Origin of the sequence: Aeromonas sp. R7-2, from assembly GCF_040908105.1 — a bacterium.
In the GTDB taxonomy this organism is placed as follows: domain Bacteria; phylum Pseudomonadota; class Gammaproteobacteria; order Enterobacterales; family Aeromonadaceae; genus Aeromonas; species Aeromonas caviae.
Genome location: NZ_JBFODC010000019.1, coordinates 56,650 through 75,741 on the forward strand (window position 1 = coordinate 56,650; position 19,092 = coordinate 75,741).

At 54.1% G+C, this 19,092-nt stretch carries 24 protein-coding genes; 18 read left to right on the top strand and 6 right to left on the bottom strand.

Features of this window, described 5'->3' with window-relative positions:
• Positions 1-121: 121 nt before the first annotated feature.
• From AB5Y47_RS04845 to AB5Y47_RS04855, 3 genes are all read left to right on the top strand, one after another.
• Complete coding sequence (locus AB5Y47_RS04845; protein WP_368219991.1) at positions 122-427, top strand: hypothetical protein; 306 nt, start codon at positions 122-124, stop codon at positions 425-427.
• On the top strand, positions 405-881 hold the full coding sequence (locus AB5Y47_RS04850) for a hypothetical protein (protein ID WP_368219922.1): 477 nt from the start codon (positions 405-407) through the stop codon (positions 879-881). Before AB5Y47_RS04845 ends, AB5Y47_RS04850 begins: the two co-directional genes overlap by 23 nt.
• An 88-nt stretch (positions 882-969) precedes the next feature.
• Positions 970-2,016 carry a DNA cytosine methyltransferase gene (locus AB5Y47_RS04855; RefSeq protein ID WP_368219923.1) on the top strand — a complete coding sequence of 349 codons (1,047 nt, stop codon included), beginning with the start codon at positions 970-972 and terminating at the stop codon, positions 2,014-2,016.
• 41 nt (positions 2,017-2,057) lie between these two features.
• Here the strand turns inward: AB5Y47_RS04855 and AB5Y47_RS04860 are convergent, their stop codons facing one another.
• The 3 genes from AB5Y47_RS04860 to AB5Y47_RS04870 all read right to left on the bottom strand — a co-directional run bounded on the left by AB5Y47_RS04860 (position 2,058) and on the right by AB5Y47_RS04870 (position 5,138).
• Positions 2,058-3,944, bottom strand: a complete 1,887-nt coding sequence (locus AB5Y47_RS04860; RefSeq protein ID WP_368219925.1) for an ATP-binding protein — start codon at positions 3,942-3,944, stop codon at positions 2,058-2,060.
• 439 nt (positions 3,945-4,383) lie between these two features.
• Entirely contained in the window at positions 4,384-4,719 is a 336-nt protein-coding gene (locus tag AB5Y47_RS04865) for an HNH endonuclease (protein WP_368219989.1), read from the bottom strand.
• Positions 4,720-4,778: 59 nt separating this feature from the next.
• Positions 4,779-5,138: a hypothetical protein gene (locus tag AB5Y47_RS04870; RefSeq protein ID WP_368219926.1), complete on the bottom strand. Its 360-nt coding sequence runs from the start codon at positions 5,136-5,138 to the stop codon at positions 4,779-4,781.
• Positions 5,139-5,843: 705 nt separating this feature from the next.
• On the opposite strand from AB5Y47_RS04870, the gene AB5Y47_RS04875 reads away from it, so the two are divergent.
• Genes AB5Y47_RS04875 through AB5Y47_RS04895 form a run of 5 tightly spaced genes read left to right on the top strand, consistent with a single transcriptional unit; the run spans position 5,844 to position 8,323 of the window.
• Entirely contained in the window at positions 5,844-6,452 is a 609-nt protein-coding gene (locus tag AB5Y47_RS04875; protein WP_368219927.1) for a Rha family transcriptional regulator, read from the top strand.
• Positions 6,449-6,892 (top strand): recombination protein NinB, encoded by a 444-nt coding sequence (locus AB5Y47_RS04880; RefSeq protein ID WP_201891230.1) that lies wholly within the window; start codon positions 6,449-6,451, stop codon positions 6,890-6,892. The genes AB5Y47_RS04875 and AB5Y47_RS04880 overlap by 4 nt, the downstream gene beginning before the upstream one ends.
• Positions 6,889-7,206: a Ref family recombination enhancement nuclease gene (locus AB5Y47_RS04885; RefSeq protein ID WP_368219928.1), complete on the top strand. Its 318-nt coding sequence runs from the start codon at positions 6,889-6,891 to the stop codon at positions 7,204-7,206. The genes AB5Y47_RS04880 and AB5Y47_RS04885 overlap by 4 nt, the downstream gene beginning before the upstream one ends.
• Positions 7,203-7,625, top strand: coding sequence for a hypothetical protein (locus AB5Y47_RS04890; protein WP_368219929.1), 423 nt, complete (start codon positions 7,203-7,205; stop codon positions 7,623-7,625). The genes AB5Y47_RS04885 and AB5Y47_RS04890 overlap by 4 nt, the downstream gene beginning before the upstream one ends.
• Positions 7,622-8,323 (top strand): TIGR02642 family protein, encoded by a 702-nt coding sequence (locus AB5Y47_RS04895; RefSeq protein ID WP_368219930.1) that lies wholly within the window; start codon positions 7,622-7,624, stop codon positions 8,321-8,323. The genes AB5Y47_RS04890 and AB5Y47_RS04895 overlap by 4 nt, the downstream gene beginning before the upstream one ends.
• A 70-nt stretch (positions 8,324-8,393) precedes the next feature.
• On the opposite strand, the gene AB5Y47_RS04900 is transcribed toward AB5Y47_RS04895, so the two are convergent.
• From AB5Y47_RS04900 to umuD, 3 genes are all read right to left on the bottom strand, one after another.
• Positions 8,394-9,029, bottom strand: a complete 636-nt coding sequence (locus AB5Y47_RS04900; RefSeq protein ID WP_368219932.1) for a hypothetical protein — start codon at positions 9,027-9,029, stop codon at positions 8,394-8,396.
• Between the two features lie 128 nt (positions 9,030-9,157).
• Positions 9,158-10,438, bottom strand: a complete 1,281-nt coding sequence (gene umuC, locus AB5Y47_RS04905; protein ID WP_368219933.1) for a translesion error-prone DNA polymerase V subunit UmuC — start codon at positions 10,436-10,438, stop codon at positions 9,158-9,160.
• The gene (umuD, locus tag AB5Y47_RS04910; RefSeq protein ID WP_042880557.1) at positions 10,435-10,857 is read right to left on the bottom strand and encodes a translesion error-prone DNA polymerase V autoproteolytic subunit; all 423 of its coding nucleotides are present in this window, start codon (positions 10,855-10,857) and stop codon (positions 10,435-10,437) included. The genes umuC and umuD overlap by 4 nt, the downstream gene beginning before the upstream one ends.
• Positions 10,858-10,980: 123 nt before the next feature.
• Between umuD and AB5Y47_RS04915 the strand changes: the two genes are divergently transcribed.
• The 10 genes from AB5Y47_RS04915 to AB5Y47_RS04960 all read left to right on the top strand — a co-directional run bounded on the left by AB5Y47_RS04915 (position 10,981) and on the right by AB5Y47_RS04960 (position 18,885).
• On the top strand, positions 10,981-11,175 hold the full coding sequence (locus AB5Y47_RS04915; RefSeq protein ID WP_323948817.1) for a DUF3283 family protein: 195 nt from the start codon (positions 10,981-10,983) through the stop codon (positions 11,173-11,175).
• On the top strand, positions 11,175-11,477 hold the full coding sequence (locus tag AB5Y47_RS04920; protein ID WP_171269014.1) for a hypothetical protein: 303 nt from the start codon (positions 11,175-11,177) through the stop codon (positions 11,475-11,477). The genes AB5Y47_RS04915 and AB5Y47_RS04920 overlap by 1 nt, the downstream gene beginning before the upstream one ends.
• 125 nt (positions 11,478-11,602) lie before the next feature.
• The gene (locus AB5Y47_RS04925) at positions 11,603-11,917 is read left to right on the top strand and encodes a phage holin family protein (protein ID WP_042880552.1); all 315 of its coding nucleotides are present in this window, start codon (positions 11,603-11,605) and stop codon (positions 11,915-11,917) included.
• Positions 11,918-11,925: 8 nt separating this feature from the next.
• The gene (locus tag AB5Y47_RS04930) at positions 11,926-12,399 is read left to right on the top strand and encodes a TIGR02594 family protein (RefSeq protein ID WP_368219936.1); all 474 of its coding nucleotides are present in this window, start codon (positions 11,926-11,928) and stop codon (positions 12,397-12,399) included.
• Between the two features lie 53 nt (positions 12,400-12,452).
• Positions 12,453-12,677 (top strand): hypothetical protein, encoded by a 225-nt coding sequence (locus AB5Y47_RS04935; RefSeq protein ID WP_042880547.1) that lies wholly within the window; start codon positions 12,453-12,455, stop codon positions 12,675-12,677.
• Position 12,678: 1 nt separating this feature from the next.
• Positions 12,679-12,909: a hypothetical protein gene (locus AB5Y47_RS04940; RefSeq protein ID WP_368219938.1), complete on the top strand. Its 231-nt coding sequence runs from the start codon at positions 12,679-12,681 to the stop codon at positions 12,907-12,909.
• Positions 12,910-13,142: 233 nt separating this feature from the next.
• Positions 13,143-14,033, top strand: a complete 891-nt coding sequence (locus tag AB5Y47_RS04945; RefSeq protein ID WP_368219940.1) for a terminase — start codon at positions 13,143-13,145, stop codon at positions 14,031-14,033.
• A 57-nt stretch (positions 14,034-14,090) separates the two neighbouring features.
• A complete protein-coding gene (locus AB5Y47_RS04950; RefSeq protein WP_141227078.1) occupies positions 14,091-14,951 on the top strand; it encodes a hypothetical protein in 861 nt (286 codons plus the stop codon).
• A gap of 110 nt (positions 14,952-15,061) precedes the next feature.
• Complete coding sequence (locus AB5Y47_RS04955) at positions 15,062-16,759, top strand: terminase (protein WP_368219942.1); 1,698 nt, start codon at positions 15,062-15,064, stop codon at positions 16,757-16,759.
• Positions 16,759-18,885: a portal protein gene (locus AB5Y47_RS04960; RefSeq protein WP_368219944.1), complete on the top strand. Its 2,127-nt coding sequence runs from the start codon at positions 16,759-16,761 to the stop codon at positions 18,883-18,885. Before AB5Y47_RS04955 ends, AB5Y47_RS04960 begins: the two co-directional genes overlap by 1 nt.
• The last annotated feature ends 207 nt before the right edge of the window (positions 18,886-19,092 follow it).

Here is a 19,092-nt window from a genome sequence, read left to right on the forward strand (position 1 = left end):
TGCAGGAGCTGCACATAGAATCAGTCACTCTTTAGATCCAGTCATTGAACCAAAGATCCCCCCTGTATCCCCCCAGGGGGACAAACGCCCAGACAGTGGGCCGCCACGACGAGGTACCCGTTTGCCGAGTGACTGGGTGCTGCCTGGCGAGTGGGGGAGGTGGGCTCTCCAGGAGACAGGGCTCCCCAGGGAGCGGATCCTGCTGGAGGCAGCCACGTTCGCGGATTACTGGCAGGCGCTGCCCGGCGCCAAGGCGGTCAAGTTGGACTGGGAGAAGACCTGGCGCAACTGGATACGCCGGGCTGCCAGCTCGTTCCGTACCACTGCGCAGCGCAAGCCACTGGAAAACCTACAGGCGGCCCAGCAGGCCGCTAAGGCACTCAGGGAGTCGGGGAGGGGGGGCTATGACGACAGCACTCCGCTCTGACGAGGCGACGGCCCTGAGCGCAACAGGGGAGGTGCTGCAGGTAAGCGCCCGCATGTCGGTATTCCTCGCCGAGGAGTTGCTGCCGCTAATGGCTGGACTTTGGCCAGCCAGTGCCAACCAGTTGGACAGCAATGCCCGCGGCGTGGCGCTGGCCTGGGGGAGCATGCTCAGGGGATTCAATGCGCAGCAGATCCGCGAGGCAGTGCTGCAGCTTGGGGAAGATGCTGATCGGCAGTTCGCGCCGCGGCCGGCAGAGGTGAGGGGCACCATTTTGCGGAATAATCCCGCCCCCTGCGCCGCACCAGTTGGCCGCCAGGTGTCTCTGCGAGTATGTGAGATGGAGGCGGAAGTGAGGGTGTACCTGCGGGATCGCAGTGTGCCGGCAGAGGAAGTCAAGGCTGAGCTGCGGAAGGTGTTGGCTGAGAAAGCCCGACAAGGTGTGACAGTGTTGTGATCTATAGATGGAACTCCACTCTAAAAAGACATCAATATCATGAAAGATGCTGGTATAATGGCTCCGTATAAAATTGGAGAACTTTGAGTTGATTAAAGCTGTTGACCTATTCTGTGGCGCTGGAGGTCTCACGCATGGCTTGCAGCGTGCAGGTATTGATGTTGTTGCTGGGTATGACATTGTTGAATTTTGCCGACATGCCTATGAATATAACAATCATGCTAACTTCATTAATAAGAGTGTGACCGAATTGACGGCCAGTGAACTTGCAGCTCACTTTGCTGGAGCTGATATATCTCTGCTCGCAGGCTGTGCTCCGTGCCAACCATTTTCTACATATTCTAGAAAGAAAAACCCTCAAGACGATGAGCGTTCAGAACTTCTTGGTCATTTTGGGGAACTGGTAAGACAGGTTTTACCTGATTACGTGACAATGGAAAATGTTCCCGGCATGAAAGCTAAGAGTATTTTCCATGATTTCATTAAGATATTAAGTGATGCTGGTTATTATATTGACTATAAAGTGGTTTTCTGCCCAGATTATGGCATGGCCCAGTCAAGAAAGCGACTAGTGCTTGTCGCCTCACGATTGGGGCCAATAAGACTAATCGCCCCAACGCACACTAAAGGAAATTATATTACAGTGAGGGATGCAATTGCGTTTCTCCCACCAATAATTGCTGGTGAGCAGCATGATAATGACCCGCTACACAAAGCTTCAGGCTTATCTGATATAAATCATCTTCGGATAAAAAGTTCAAAGCCCGGTGGCACATGGTTAGATTGGCCAGAGAACCTAAGAGCTGATTGCCATAAAAAGGTATCCGGGAAAACGTATATTTCTGTGTATGGTAGAATGGAGTGGGATAAAGTTAGCCCTACAATGACCACTCAATGTACTGGCTTCGGCAATGGCCGCTTTGGACATCCAGAACAAAATCGAGGTATAAGCCTAAGGGAGGCTGCGCTGCTTCAGTCTTTTCCTGAAAGTTATGAGTTTCTGCCTAAAGATGCAAAGCACGACTTGGCACCACTTGCAAAGATGATAGGAAATGCAGTGCCAGTAAGATTGGGTGAAATCATAGGGAAGTCAATAATCCTGCATGCTCAATCATTGGGGATTATTTCAAAATAGGTTTTTTAGGGCCAAATAAATTTGGCCCAATAGATACCAAATTATTCAATAGTTAATCTTCTATCCATCTCCCTTAATATATCTGCTTTATTTTTGGGCTTATATGATAATCTGCGGCAAGCATAAATTAGCTTTCCTGCAATTATATCGGCCTCCATCTTGCTAAGAACTACATCACCATCATCTAGGTTTATGTTTGCCCAGGCTGATTCGACATCTAAAGGCCTAGACGGGGTGAAACCACTGATGTTAAATATATCGTGTTGGTTTTGGGTTATCCAGCCAGCCCCTACTTCCGAGACTGCGGCCCAACTTTGTGACATTTCTTGGCTCGTAACATAAATGACATACATTTTCTCATCAGAATAACTGTTCACGAAGAAGTCTCTTAAATAGTCATAAATTGGTTGTTTCTGAGGTATTCTTGAGTCTTCATTATCTGATGATGTATATATTATGACTTCTGCGGGTATCCCAGTGTAAATAAGCAAATCATAAATAAGGTCGCATATTGGTTTGTTTTTAGAACTGTGACTTAAGAGTAATTTCTTTTTGTGTTCATCTATGGTCCTTTTAATTCCAAGATCAGGAAGAGTCTTGTTAATTGCTGTTTTCACAAGGTGCTGTATTTGCTGACTGTCCCCGCCAATTGTATCGGATATTTCTTGGGCAGCTTCTTCTGAGGCCTTTGATTTGAATCCCTCTATTTTCTCTTTAAATATAGCTTCTCGTTCTTTATTTTTTCTGTTCTTTTCTTCCTCTGCTATGCTCTTTTTATATGACGCATATCTTGCCCGTAACGAAATAATGGCAGGTAGTAACTCATCCCTTATATATTTAGTCGCTTTGTCATATCTCAAATCGTCACTTTTGTAACCCTGCCTGTTACTAAGTGCCATATCTGGAAGAGATGTTTCCTCAAAAAGATCTATGTGAAGTTGTCCAACCACATAAACTTCATTAAGCGCATTTTTACCGACTAGAGGAAGAATGTTAAATTCACCCAGTTTACCATTGGATATTATAGATATGAAATTGTCAGGAAAATCAGTTTTATCTTTTTTCTTCCCTCTTGATGATCTATAGGCGCCGATCCAGCCCTTTATCTCAAGGTTATAATCTCGTATCTTTCCTAGTTTATCTTCTAGTTTTATGCGTTCAATGTATGAAGGTTTTTTTATCTTAAGTTTATTTTCATACTCTTCTTTATTGTCAATGTTCAATTGAATATCTAAAAAATCATGAAGGTATGAAAAATTATCACCGAGAGTAATTAAAGCACCCAACTCTTGGATAATTTCTTTTTCAAATGAATCAATGACCGTTTTGTTTTTACCAATCTGAATATGTATTTTGAAGTTTTCATTTATGAGTGGAAATATTTTCAGTAGATTATTCTTTGCCGCCTTCAAGGTTTTATGGAACTTATACTGCGGTGCATCCATTACGATAGATGTTCCATGATCTTTTATATTGTAAAAATTTATATCACTTTCTTGAATCGGTTCGAGTTTGTGATCTGCACCTACATATCTGGATAGAATAAATCCTGACTTATCGCCATCTTTAATTGTTTTAATCTTTACATTTTCTGAAACAGATAAGGCGGCTAGTTTACCCACGCCTTTTCTTCCCATTTTTTTTCTTGTTTTATTACTGCCAGTGACATAAGAGTTTTCTTCATTGGTTCTGCTTTCTTGGGCTACACTAAGAAAGTTTTTTACACCAACATCATAAGACATACCATTGCCATCATCTTCGACAATGATTGAGGAACTATCGGAAATTATATATACGTTTTTTGCATTTGCATCATAAGCATTAGCTATTAACTCAGCTAAAACATAATAAATGTTTGTGTATAAGTTGGGGCCGAGTAGCTCAAGTATCCTTGGGTCTATATTGATAGTGTATTCTTTGGTGCTCATTTTATTTTCCAGCTACTATCTATAAGGTTAAATAAATATGTACTAAACAATGAAGGTAATTTAACTCGATTATTAAGGATGTGAAATATCCTCACAAGGTAAATAATGAGATTTAATATGGTCTAAACAAATCTCATGTGACTGTTAGGGTGTTTGCCCTTTCGAATGCTCTAAAAATTCGAACATCATATAAAGAACTATGCTACCGCCCCTAAGTTCCAGCTCCCAGATTGCTGTTTTTGACCTGTGATCTGATGACCGTTCCTTGTAATGGGTAGGCCTTGCATGGAGCTTGGGCACCGTGCGGAAATCGTATCTCAAACGATGCCGATTGTTGAGCGAAAAGAAGGGGGATTTGAGAGGGGACCACAGATTCGTGGAGGGGGGCTGCTGAGGAAGTTAGCAGAGCAGGGATGGAGCCCTGCTCCTGAGGGTCGTGTTAAGCGGAAAGAACCGGCTCAGCCCTGAAAATCTCGTCACGGTGATAGGCGAGGTATCGGGCTTGCTTGGGTTCAAAGGGGGCGACGTTCAGGGGTAGCTCAACGCCCCACTGCTGCAGCGCCTGCTCGATGCTGGGCTCAGCACACAGCAGGTCGCCGGCGTCAGTGAAGGTTATCCAGCCACGGTCGAACAGCTTGTCGATGTGAGGGGAGAGCAGTAAGCCGTTGTGGCCATCCAGGCGTTCAGCGTTATTGCTCTCACTCCAGGGCCTGATGTGGCTGGCAATCAGCAGGGACTTGTTGGTGACGCCAGTGATTCGGCAGGTTGGTTCAATCTACTTGATTCATTGATGGAAAAGGCCTTGAGGGCCCTTCCATCGCTCATATAAAAAATCTACTCATCTATCCGGCACGAAATCCATTTACTTGGCTCAACATCGATTCTCGTATAACTCTTTAACCCAATACCTAGCTTGCCACTCTTTTTACCGGTTAATTGCGTTATACCCAGGACATAATAACATTCGTCAATAAGCATGTGGTCGGGTCTGACTTTATCACCGACAATTATGTCAGAGGCTTTTTTTCTTATAAAAACCCCTTCATTGCCATCAATTGTTTCTCTGGCATGAATATGAATGCTTTGGTTGCAGGCTGGACAGCTCCACGTTATTTTAATTTCTTCGCGTTCATATTTATTGTCACAATCAGTGCACCAATATTCCTCTTCAGGGAAATAATTCACATGTGTCACTTCATTTTTCCTTGATTAGTAATCACTATTATCATAAAAGTCATTAATGAAATTGCTTACGCGACTCTGGAATTGGGCGTTCAGATACACCCAGCAATTGTCATTTGAAGTATAAGTATACTCGCATCCATTAATGTTAACTCCAAATATTGCTAAGTCATTGCATGGACTATCGGGATTGCTCGAGTATTCTCCTGGAGCTATCCATATGTCATACCAGCCCAAATGTTTAACGTTGATAACATTTACTGTTTCTGACCTAACAAAACTATTGGCTGCTTCACTATTTGGTGCAGGTATCAACAGAACGAAATTCTCATAAGCGGTTTTACACGACAGCTCATAAAATCTAGCTTTCTTGGCCACATAGCCCCCTTTAAATAAACATCTTTCATCACTATTCAATACGAGTGGTTTTCTTATTTCATCAAGTCGTCGCTATTAACAATGAATGAATATCTTTTGATGATGCTCCCTCGCGTGTTAAATGTTAAAAACATAACTCATATGGTACCCATTGTGGAGATGAATTTGTGATTATTCAGGAGATTGTCACAATTTCTTTTGGGGGGTACATATTTTGTACTGTTAAGTCTGTTGAGCCACCGATCGTTTCTGGTACGTGACAGAAATTCTCAACAGTGGGTACCATTGCCAATGCTGGACCTAGACCACCCGGCTCAGAGTAACCAAAGGACCCAGACCATGACCAGAGCACATACCCGAGATCTATCTGCGGCATGCCCTCGCGGCTGCGGCAGTATCCGCAGCATCAAGCCTATCGCCCCTCAGTACACTCCCGAGCAGATCGAACTGTTCCAGAAATTGGTGAGCGCCCAGGAAGGGGAGGTGTTCACTACCTCTCGTCAAATTGCTGAACTGTTTGAGAAGGAGCATCGCAACGTACTGCGAGCTATCCGTTTGCTCGAATGTGACGAGGAATTTACTGCGCTCAATTATGAGCTGACTGATTTCATTGATAAAAATGGCGATTCCAGACCCGAGTACCTGATCTCGAAAGACGGCATGGTGTTCTTGGTCATGGGATTTACTGGCAAAAAGGCTGCCCAGTTCAAACTGCTCTACATCCGTGCGTTCAACTGGATGATGGAACAACTCCACGAGAATCGAGATCTGCAGCATCTCCTGCACGACTTTGCTCGGCGGGAGGCTCTATCTGTCTCCAAAGGTTCTTTCCATGGACAAGGGCTTGCCCAGCGACGTATCGAGAAACGAGCACTGGGTATAGAACAAGCCCAGCTCAAGGCGCGAGCACAGCTGTCCCTTGTACTGACAGGGACAGATGCGGCATGAGCTCCTATCCCAAATATTTCCTCCGTAGCCCTGAAATCCGGTCCCGTGCTTGCCAGTTGGTCGCTGACCTGCCGGTTGACCAGGACAAGCCGCTGGTCATCGAAATCAAAGAGATGACCCGCTCCCTGGCCCAGAACTCAATGCTCTGGGCATGCCTCACCGACATCGCCGAGCAGGTTGTCTGGCACGGCCGCAAGCTCGCCAAGGAGGACTGGAAGCATGTGCTCAGCGCTGCACTGTACCAGCAGGACGTTGTGCCGAATATCGACGGCAACGGCTTCGTAGTGCTGGGCAAGTCTACCTCCAAGATGACCGTGCGCGAGATGCGCGACCTCATCGAGCTGGCCCAGGCTTTTGGCGCTGAACAGGGCGTGAAGTTCGGGGATGAATCCCGCCGCGGCTTCGACTGGGTGGCGGCCTACGGGAGGGCAGCAGCATGAGCAAGACCAAGGCTGATAAGCAGTGGTTGGACGATGTGAGCTCGCTTGGCTGCATTGCCTGCCGGAATGCAGGCCTGGGGCCAAGTCTCGCGGAAATTCACCATGTACGCTCTGGGTCTGGCATGGCCCAGCGCGCCGAGCACACCCGGGTGCTACCGCTTTGCCCCCGGCACCACCGCGCCTGCTATCCCACAGGGTTCCACGCCGCCCCGCGTTCCTGGCAACAAGAGCACGGTAGCGAGGAGACCCTGCTGGAGCAGGTGGCCAGTGAAGTCACCGAACTGCGCAAGAACACCATCGGGAGGGCTGCATGATCCACCTCACCGCCCTCGATGCGGCCCGGTTACTGGGTAGCAGCCCGAAGGTCAGGACCGCAGCCAACCAGGTGCGCAAGGCCCAGCAGATCATGTCCCTGCACGACAAGGTGCTGACCCAGCTGGTCGGCCTTCCTGACCCCGCCACCGAGCTGTTGTTTCACCCCAAGCGCAAATGGCGCTTCGACTACGCCTGGCCCACCCGCATGGTCGCCCTTGAGGTCCACGGCGGGATCCACTCCGGTGGCCGGCACACCCGGGGGAGGGGGTTCGTAGAGGACCGGGCCAAGATGAACGAGGCCACCTTGCTCGGGTGGACCGTGCTGGAAGTTACCCCGGAACACATCAAATCCGGCCAGTTGCGCGCTTGGCTGCTCGCCGCCTTCAATCAGGACCCAGACCAGAGGACCAAACCATGACCCATGCTATCGAAATGGCTCTGCGCCTATTCTCGCCGAAGGGGGCGCTCCATGAGCCCGCCGCCGGCAGGCAGTTCAATGCTCTGGGCCGGGACGAGTTTATCGGCGCCCTGCAGGTTGCTGCAAAGAACAACCCCCAGGGGCTCCAGTTCCTGATGGCCGATCACCTAAGTGATAAGGGGGCGATTCAGGGGCTGCTGGCCCACTTCTGCACCACTCTTGGCAGCAGCGATGCCGGCGGTATGGCCATGGCTATCCTGCTGCGCCGCCCTTTGCCTGAGCAGTTGGAGCGCCTGGTGCTGTCCCACCCGCATTATGACAAGGAGCGCCGCCGGGCGGCCGTGGTGATGGAAAAGGCCAAGCGGGCGCACCGCGCGGGGAATGATCACGAATACCAGCGCCTTCTGGATGAGCGAAACGGGATCCTGTCTCTGGCCAATGACCACTGTGTGGCCGAGATGATGCAGTCAGGGCGCTGCCCTCACTGCAGGGGAACCGGATTGCGGCCACGCCGGGGGGACGAGTGCCCGAAGTGCCATGGCACCGGGCGAGTAGTGCCCGATGCTGAGTTGGTGTCGCGCCGGTTCGGCCAGGAGATGCGCCAGAGTGTCGAACGGTTGGTTGATGAGGTGATCCACCAGGCGTCAGATCTGGCCAAGGTCATGGACCGGCAGGTGCGGGAGATGCGGGCAGCGTGACTAAAGGGGGCTTTATTGCCCCCTTCTCTATAATCCTAAACTAACGTTATCAACCCTTGGGATTTAAGGCTCAGGTTGGCAGACCCTCGGTATTGCTGAATTCTTTGACGCCTCGCTCGATATCTTCTCGTGCCTCTCTGACGAATGAATTTGAGAGGGCAGCCGATCTGAACGATTCATCTATTAGCGCCTTCAGCTGACTCATATCATCGCTTTGATCAATGGCTCGTAGAACCGAGCCGAATGCTACTGATAGAGACGAAAAGTCTTTTTCCAGTTTGTTGAATCGCTCATATAGCATGATCCCGTGTGATTTGCCAAATGAATCAATCCATTTCTGCTGTTCATGTGCAGTTAACTCAATTTCACGAGTTGCACAATCAACGGCTTTGTTCATTCTCATTTCGGTAACTGGGTCATATTTCTGTAATCTTCGAGCGTGCAACCGTTCTTTGTACTCCTTCAGCTCTTCGGCTTTTCCTGGTTGCTGAACGTACTCTTCAAGTCCATTTAAAGCCCAATCCGGTACTCGGCGATAGCTCACCTTGCTTGGTGAAATTAGCCATGCTTGTATGCTTCGAACAGTTACTTTTTGGCCAGTCATTTCAGTAATTGCATCAACAACGAAATCATTGTCATTGCCGAAGTAGCAGTGGATCAGTGAAGAAAGTCGTTGCTGCCTCATTAATTCTTCATTTTGGTTCATTTTCCCATGCCTCTGTAAAATTGCCCCTGCCGCGCACATTGTGCGGCACATTGTGCGTGATGGAATCTTATGCCCAGAAGATGGATTTATGCAAGTAGCATTAAGCGCTTTCACTATCCGGCCATGAGTTATGTTTTAACTGCGAGAAGTTCGCAGAAACTTGTTGTATAGCGGGGGCTGAGCTGCTCCCGTTTCATCATCCACTCCCGGGTATCCCGGCCTCGGGCCGCGAAGAAGACCTTCCCCATTCGCCCCTGATTAATCCTGTCAATCACCTGCATCAGCGCCTCGCTGCGGGGTGATTGCTGCTCCGCTGCGAACAGGTCGCCCTGCTGCATGCCGACCGGGGTGAAGCCGGCCAGCATGACGCCGCCCTTCTGGTACCGCTGTTCGTCGCGCCAGATGCGGGAGAGTAGTTGGGGGATCAGGGCCAGCAGTGCCCGGGTGTCATTGGTGGGCATCGCCAGCTTGGTGCTCACCTGGTTGCCGTAATAGGGCTCCCGGTCGCTGAACGGGCTGGTACGAATGAACAGCGTCACATGGCGGCAGCACATCCCTTCTGCCCGGAGCTTCTCGGCGGCCCGCTCCATGTAGCCGGCCAGCGCCTGGTGCATGGGGCCGATCTGGGTGATGCGCTCTCCGAAGCTCCGGCTGCAGATGATCTGCTGCTTGGCCTGCGCCTCCTGTTCCAGCTCGGCGCAGGGGATCCCCCGCAACTCCTGCACAGTGCGCTCTACGACTACGCCATACCGGCGGCGGAGGCTCTTCGGGTCAGCGGCAACCAGGTCGGCCACCGTCTTGATGCCCTGGGCCTCCAGCTTGGCGGTGAGCCGCCTGCCAATGCCCCATATCTCGTCCACCGGGGTGATCGCCATAAGCCGGGCGCGCCGCGCTTCATCCCGCAGATCCACCACCCCGCCGGTGGCCGGCCATTTCTTGGCGGCGTAGTTCGCCAATTTCGCGAGCGTCTTGGTGGGGCCAATGCCGACCCCTACGGTCAGCCCGGTCCACTGCTGCACCCGCTCGCGAATCTGGCGGCCATAGGTCACCAGGTCGCCCGCCCAGGACTCGCTCAGTTCGATGAAAGCCTCGTCGATGCTGTAGACCTCCACCGCCGGGGCCATCCCCTCCAGAATGGTCATCACCCGGTTCGACATGTCGCCATAGAGGGCGTAGTTGGAGCTGAACCATACCCCGCCCATGGCCTCGAAGAACTGGCGGATCTGGAAGTAGGGCACGCCCATCTTGATGCCGAGCGCCTTGGCCTCCGCCGAACGGGCCACCACGCAGCCGTCGTTGTTGGAGAGCACGACGATGGGCCGCCCCTTCAAATCAGGCCGGAACAGCCGCTCGCAGGAGGCGTAGAAGTTGTTCACATCGACCAGAGCCACGGCGCAGCTCTTGTTCATGGCGCGGGCATCTTGTGGATGACGAAGGTAACCACACCGAAGATCTCCAAGTGCTGCCCGTCACTGAAGTGGATGGGGCGATAGGCCGGGTTCCCTGGTAAGAGGCAGACTGAGGGGCTGAGCTGGAGCTGCTTCACAGTGAACTCGCCATCTACGGCCGCAACAACCACACTGCCATGCACTGGCTTGCTGCTGCGGTCTACGACCAGCATGTCACCATCGTGGATCCCGTGCTCTACCATGCTGTCCCCGGCTGCCCGAACGTAATAAGTCGCGGCCGGGTGCGCTATGCATAGCTGGTTCAGGTCGATGGTCTGTTCCACATAGTCCTGGGCGGGCGACGGGAAGCCACAGGCGGCAGGAGAGAGGAACAACGGGATTTCCAACGCCGGGGCGTCGAGGTCGGGAACTGCAAACATGGTTTTTGGCTCTCAATGCTGTATATAAATACAGTATAGCGATACCCGTGGTGAAGATCACTGTGGAGCGATTGACTCCGGATTCAGGTAATATCGGCAGGTGCCCTATGCGTGGAGTCGCCAATGTCATTCAATCTGTGCTCCCTGCCGAAAGAAGAGCAGGAGAAGGTCGAGGTAGAGAAGGCCGCTGCCTATGCGGTGTGGAAGGAAAGGAACCCCGAGATCAAGATCCCAGCCGAGAGCGAGGCCGGGAACTACAAGGGGGAGATGCAGACCTACTTCCTGCAGCAGGTCGAGCGGTACCGGAAGGTGAAGTAATGCCCCTCGATGCGATTCAACTGGCGATCCTTCGGCGTGTGTTTCAAGTTGAGCCAAAATTCAGCCGAGGTGGTGTGATGGTCACGCCATCAGCAAGCACGCTGGCACCTGCCGTCCACTACATCAGAATCACTCCTGATCAGGATGACATGTTTGTGATTGACTTCATTACGCGCAAGGGCAATGACGCAATGGCGTCAGGATATTTCCATGAGGGACATTTCTACATATCCGAGGAGGTTATTTCTGGCTGGCATTCAATAGACCACCTCGTAGATGTATTGCCGAGAATTACTTGGTAACCCTGCTGGTTGAATCCCCGCCGCCCCAGCGTTAGTATTGCTCAAAGATGGCCAGAGTCCCCGTGACCCTGGCCTTTTTCATTTCTGGCCCGCCTCGTGCGGGCTTTGTCGTTTCTGGAGGGGCGATGACGCCTGACAAGGATCCACAGAACTACAGCGTGCTCGCCTATCTGGCATTCGGCGGGCTGAGCGTATGGGGAGGGCTTGTGACCTACATACAGACGGTGAAACGCGAGGGAAGGCAGTTCCGATGGGCCGAGGCGCTGCTGCAGGTGGTGGTGTCAGGGTTCGCCGGGATGTTGACCATGCTGCTGAGCTGGTACATCGCAGCCCCGCTCCCGTTGTGCGGCTTCATGGCTGGCCTGGCTGGCTTGATGGGGTCGAAAGCACTGGAGCTGTACGAACGCCGGGCAACCGGCTGGATGGGAGGGAAGGAGTGATGGTGAAAATGCGCTGGGTAGATGAAGCCCGTAGGCATATCGGGTTGACGGAGATTAAGGGGCCCCAACACAACCCCGAGATCGTGGCGATGTGGAAGGCCATCAAGCGGGGTGGCATCCGTGATGATGAAACCCCGTGGTGTGCAGCCTTTGTTGGAGCGTGCCTGGAGCGGGTCGGTATTCAGTCCACCCGGTTCGAGGGGGCGCGTTCCTATGCCTCCTGGGGGGAGAAGCTGGAAAAGCCGGTGGCAGGCTGCGTAGTGGTGTTCTCCAGGGATGGTGGCGGACACGTTGGGTTCGTAGTGGGGCAGGACAAGGCTGGCAATCTGCTGGTATTGGGCGGCAACCAAGCTGATGCGGTGAACGTGAAGGCGTTCCCTCGCTCCCGGGTAACCGCATACCGCTGGCCCGCCGGTGAGCCGAAGCCTGTGGGGGAATTGCCTGTGATGGCTGCGGCAGGGTTCTCGAAGTCCGAGGCATAGGCGCAAGCCTTGCCAATATCGCCGGATAACCGGTAACAGCAGAGGAGAGTGCGATGGAACACATCGTTGAGGTGGTCATCAACTGGATTGTCATCCTGATGGCTGTAGTGGGCGGCGCGTCCATGGTGGTGCAGGGGCTGGCCAAGATCGCGGCCGTCACCCCGTCCACCCGGGACGATGAGGTGATCGGGAAGGTGCAGGCCTTCTTGGTTGGCCTGACCAAGGTGCTGGACAAGCTGGCTATGAACCTGCCGGCTGAGAAAGCCAGGAAGCAATAACATGAACAGCTTGCTCCAACTGTTCGACATTCTAACGGCCCTTCTGGGCCGTTGGCTTAAGCGGGAGAGGGCAAGGGAGGTGCAGGAAAGCCATGACAAGAATCATGCGGACCCACAGGGGCGTTTTGCTGAGCGTTTCGGTGCTGCTTCTGGCCAGTTGTCAGACAGCTCCAAGCCACACAGCGAACTGCCCGCCACCCACACCCAGGCTGACATGGAACCCCGCCGCTAATGGCGGGGTTTGTCTTTCTGGGGAATCCACAGCCGACCTACTGGACTATCTCGATGCACTGGAGCGATGCGGTGGTTAATGGCATTACCGTGACCGGGGTTGTTACTCAGGTGAGGGAGTATGACGGGAGTCAGGCCCTGGTCACCCTGAATACTGGCGTCTCCGTCGTAGTACCGGCTACCCATGAGCCTGTACCTGGTGATGCAATCGTCGAAGGCGAGTTATCTCTCTAAATGGCAAAGACCGACTGGGCACAGCTCAATGCAGAGTTCCTGCAGGAGCATGAAGCGACAGGCATCAGTGCGAAAGACTGGTGTGACAGCCGCGGCCTGAACTACAACTCGGCGCGTCGCTATTTGAAATCTCGGGGGCAATCCCCTGCGCAACCTGACAAATCTCGCGTAGCTGCGCAATCTGCGCATTCCGAAGTGCGCAAAACTGCGCAATCTGCGCAATCTGCGCAAAGTGCGCAAACCAAGTGGAATGAGGCCAAGGCCAAAGGGGGAGAGCGAAGAGGGGAGAAGTCCTCCGCATCCACTCGCACTCCGGCAGACTCAGCCCAGAACCCGAAAACAAACGGCCGGGACAGCAGCGGCCGCTTCACCGAGGGCAACCCTGGCAACCCCAACCCGGTCACGAAGTGGAAGCCCGGCGACCGCCCGGCGCTGACCCACGGCGGCTATGCCAAGTTCCTCGATGCCGAGGAGCTGTTCGACCAGGCCCGCGAGCTGCAACTGCGCGACGAGCTGGACTTCACCCGGGCTCGCGTCATCTCCGTCACCAAGCTGCTCAAGGGGCTGCAGCAGGACCTGGTCACGGCCAGCGAGATGACTGACCGCATTGCGCTCTACGACAAGATCCTGAAAGCAGAGCAGGCCCTCGACCGCAACATCCAGCGCATCGAATCCATCGAGCGGACCCTGAGCGCCCTTCGCATCGACGAGGTGAGTGTGCCCAAGATTGAGGAGGACACTCGCCGGATCCGGGCTGCGGCCCGCAAGCTGACCGCCGAAGCCGATCGGATCGAGAAGGATGGCGGCAGCGAGTCCACCCCAGTCAGCGAGATGGTTTCCGAGCTGCAGGGGATGGGGACTGGCGGGCTGATGAGTGGCGTTAAATTCTAGCCCGGCTAACCTTGGATGGGCGCGTCTCAAATGAGGTGCATGGAGTGGAGCGTGTTTATGAAAGGAAGCATATTGGTATTGCCTGTTGCGATAGTTCTCACCGGATGCGGGGCAACTGCTGATTACTTTGCAGACAATGCGTTTCGCATGTACATGTCAAAACCGCTGTACGATGTAAAAGATAATAAAGAGGTACTGAAACCAAGTCTGTTGAACGTGGTGATGAAATCAGATGATGGTAGTGAGGGAATAGTAAGTAAAAAATGTTTTTCTGTAACCAGTAATGATGGTGAGTGTAAACAGGAACGTAATATAGCTATATCAACCATTATGTTGACGTCTGAAGAAATCTGCTTGATTCATAGGCGGAATATGTATGGGAATGAGGCAGGTTCAAATTTAATTCTAGGCTCGTTTACAAATTTATTTACTGGTGTCTCGACAGTTATATCACCCGCAACATCTAAAAGTATATTTTCTGCATTGGCACTGTTTTCAAATGCGGAAAGGTCACTCATAAACGAGTCAATATACAAGGAGATGTTGGTTTCAGCGATAGACAATAAAATTGTAACAAAAAGAACCGAGGCCGCTATCGATATATTCAAGAGGATGGATAAGACAGTTGAGGAGTACAGTGTTGCTCAAGCTATGTTTGATGTTACAACATTTCATAGTAAATGCTCTTTCATGGAAGGCTTGCGATATGCCCTCATTGAGGGCGATGGAAATCCAAAAGCAAGAAAGGCCGATGCTCTGAAACGAGAGATCAATGAGGTTGAGCTGAAATTGCAGTTGCAGAGCAATAAAGATGACGCTCAATTGAAGGAGCGTCGTGTGAAACTATATCAGATGCTAAATGAATTAGGTGCCGCCGTGGCTGAGTCTGAATCGGCGCCTGAAGCTGAAGCAGGCTGATTGAGTTATCTGAGCCAATAGCCTTATTTTGTGCAGATAATCCTCAACTCCAAAATCCACATTTTTTAATTACCCGCTTCGGCGGGTTTTTTATTGCCTGAGATCCACCAATGACCGAACTCGATACCTACGCCATGACTGAGCAGGAGCAGATGACCTACATCCGTTCGAAGCTCAGCGATAAGTGGTGGCGGATGAACAACCTCTACATGATCGAGAACGAGCAGGGCCAGCTGGTGCGCTTCCGTCTGCGCCCAGCGCAGGAGCTGCTGTTCCGGACCATGTGGTACCTGAACATCATCCTCAAGGCGCGCCAGCTCGGGTTCTCCACGGCCATCGACATCTATCTGCTGGACGAGGCGCTGTTCAACAAGAATCTCAAGTGCGGGATCATCGCCCAGGACCTGACGGCCGCAGGTGAGATTTACCGCACCAAGATTGAAGTCCCGTTCGATAACCTGCCCGGCTGGCTCAAGGCCCAGTTCAAGGTGGTGACCCGGCGCGGTGGGGCGAATGGCGGCCACATCCTGTTCCGGCACGGCTCCAGCATCCAGGTGGCCACCTCGTTCCGCTCCGGTACCGTCCAGCGCCTGCATGTCTCCGAGCACGGGAAGATCTGCGCCAAGTACCCGGAGAAGGCCAAGGAGGTGCGAACCGGGACGCTGCAGGCGATCCACCCGGGCGCCGTGGCCTTCATCGAGAGCACAGCCGAAGGGGTAGGGGGCGACTTCCACGCTATGAGCATGAAGTCCCTCGAGCTGGCCAGGGCATCCGGTGAGCTCAGCCAGCTTGATTGGAAGTTCCACTTCTTCGCCTGGTGGCAGGATCCCAAGTATCGCGCCGACGTGCCGGCATCCGGCGTAGTGATGAGCAAGACCCAGGCGGAGTATTTCGCCGCGGTCGAGAAGTCGATGGGTTGCACCATTACCGACGAACAGCGGCAATGGTACGTGCTGAAAGAGTCCACCTTGGGCGCCGAGATGAAGCAGGAGTTCCCCAGCACGCCGCTGGAAGCCTTCCTCACCTCCGGGCGCCGGGTGTTCGACCCCATCCATACCATGGATGCCGAGGGCGATTGCATGGCCCCGCTCATCGTCTACGACATCGACCCTGTGACCGGCAGGCGCGAGAAGGCTCGCAAGCCTGAGAAGCTGGACGAGCGTGGCCAGCGCTCCCTCGAGAACATGCTGCTGGTCTGGGAGCTGCCAGACCCTGACGAGGATTACGCCATCGGCGCCGACGTGGCGGAAGGGCTAGAGCACGGCGATCGTTCAAGCCTGGATGTCACGGCCAAGAGCGACGGCCGTCAGGTGGCCCACTGGTTCGGGCATCTCGACCCAGGGCTATTTGCCCAACTGCTGGCTCACGTTGGCAGGTTCTACGGCACCGCAGAGCATGGCCCGGCCTACATCGGCCCAGAGCGCAACAACCACGGCCACGCCGTGCTGCTCAAGCTCCGTGAAATTTACCCGACCCGACGCATCTACACCCAGGAGCACATCGACCGGGACCGCGACGACGAGACCCCGCGCCTCGGCTGGCTCACCACTCGGCAGTCCAAGCCGATCCTGGTTGATGGCCTCAAGGCCCTGCTGCGTGCCGGGCAGTCCGGGATCCGCTGGATCGGTACCATTTCCGAAGCCACCACCTACGTCTACGACAAGAGCGGCAGCATGAACGCCCAGGACGGCTGCTACGACGACCAGCTCATGAGCTACATGATTGCCCAAGAGATGCGTGCCCGGATGCCGGCCCGCATCGTCAAACCTGAATCCTTCCGCAAACCCAAGCACTGGATGGCCAACTGATGATCAACGCCCAACCCAAGGCCCCTGAAAAAGGCGGCCTCGATACCCCGCGCCTGCTCAAACTGATGAGCGATATCAATGGCCAGCCGGACTGGCGCTCTATCGCCAATCGGGCGTGCGCCTACTACGACGGCGATCAACTGCCGCCCGAGGTGGTGAGTGTGCTCAAGGCGCGGGGCCAGCCCATCACCATTCACAACCTGATCGCGCCGACCATTGACGGCGTGCTGGGGATGGAAGCCAAGAGCCGCACCGATCTGATGGTGATCGCCGATGACCACGACGATGAGCTGGAGCAACTGGCCGAGGCCGTCAACGCCGAATACGCCGATATGTGCCGCCTTGGCGGACTGGACCGAGCCCGGGGCGAGGCCTACAGCGGCCAAATCAAGACCGGCCTGGGCTGGGTTGAGGTGTGTCGCCGCGATGACCCGTTCGGCCCACGTTACAAGTTCAGCAACGTCCACCGTGACGAGGTTTATTGGGACTGGCACAGCAGGGAGCCGGACCTGAGCGACTGCCGCTGGCTGATGCGACGCCGCTGGGTTGATCTGGATGAGGCCAAGACCATGTTCCCGAGCAAGGCACAGGCGCTGCAGTGGGGCGTCAACGACTGGGAGGGGGTCGTGAGCCTGACCTCCATCGAGGGGCTGGACCCCAATCTGGTCAGCGCCTATGACGAGTGGAGCCAATTCAGCGGCAAGGAGATCGAGTGGTGCAGCCGGGAGCGGGATCGGGTGCTTCTGCAGGTGGTCTACTACCGCACCTACACCATGCGTCAGGTGCTGATGCTGGACTCCGGTCGGGCACTGGAGTACGACAAGACCAATCAACTGCACCTAGCTGCTGTGGCCATGGGGCGCGCCAAGCTGGAGCGCTGCCCAGTGGCCGTGATCCGGGAATCCTGGTTTGTCGGCCCCCATCACCTGGTTGATCGACCCTGCTCTGCGCCCCACAACATGTATCCGCTGGTGCCGTTCTGGGGGTACCGCAAAGACCGCAGCGGAGAGCCCTACGGCCTCATCGCCCGCGCCATGCCTGCACAGGACGAGGTGAACCTGCGGCGCATCAAGCTGACGTTCCTGCTGCAGGCCAAGCGCGTCATCATGGATAAAGACGCCACCAACATGAGCCGGGATCAGGTGCTGGAGCAGGTAGAGCGCCCGGATGGCTATATCGAGCTCAACCCGGACCGCGCCAACAAGACCAGCGTGAGCGATGCCTTCAAGGTGGAGCAGGACTTCAACGTGGCGGCCCAGCAGTTCCAGGTAATGCAGGATTCGGTGAAGCTGATCCAGGACACCATGGGGGTGTATGCCGCCTTCCTGGGCCAGGGCTCCACCGGACAATCTGGCGTGGCCATCAGTAACCTAGTGGAGCAGGGGGCAACCACGCTTTCCGAGATCAACGACAACTACCGGATGGGCTGCCAGCAAGTGGGGCAGTTGGCTCTGGCGTACCTGCTGGAAGACATGGCCAACAAGCGCAACTACAAGGTGACTGTGAACCGGGATGACCCCCGCCGCCGTAAAGCCGTGGTGGTCAACGTGGAGCAGGAGGATGGCAAACTCACCAATGATGTGACCCGGCTGCGGGCCCATATCGCACTGGCGCCGATCCAGCAGACTGCCGCCTACAAGCAGCAACTGGCCGAGCGGATGACCCAGGCCATGTCGCAACTTCCGCCCGCGGCGGCAGGTGCTTGCTTTGACCTGCTGGTCGAGCTGATGGATGTACCGCGCAAGGCCGAGTTTGTGGAGCGGATCCGCAATGCCCTGAACATCCCGAAAGACCCGGACGAGATGAGCGACGAGGAGCGCGCTGCTGCCGAGCAGCAGGCTCAGCAGGCCCAGATGCAGCAGGAGCTTGCCATGCGCGAGATGCAGGCCAAGCTGGCCGAGCTGGAGGGCAAGGCCGCCAAGTGGCAGGCAGAGGCCCAGCGCATCGCCAAGCTGACCGATTCCATCCGGTTCGAGGATGCCCTCAAGCAGGCCCAGACAGGCAAGACATTGCAGGAGATGGAGCGGCTTGCCGCTGAGCAGCAGAGCATCCAGGGGGAGCAGGCCGTGCTGCAGGCTCAGCTGTTGGACACCATCCAGCAGCAGATCGACGCCATCGCGCTCTGATAGTTGCTTTCCTGACCTGCCAGCGTTACGATTTCCCCAACATGGCCCAGTCTATCGAGATTGGGCCTTTTCTTTGGTTGAGTTGTCAATCAGTAGCGTAACTGACTCCCTTTGAGTATGATTTGTGGTGAGTCTAATGACTCCCGTACTTGTTTTAAGCCCGCCCTCCCGCGGGCTTTTTTTATGGACCAGCCTCGAGCTGGTTTT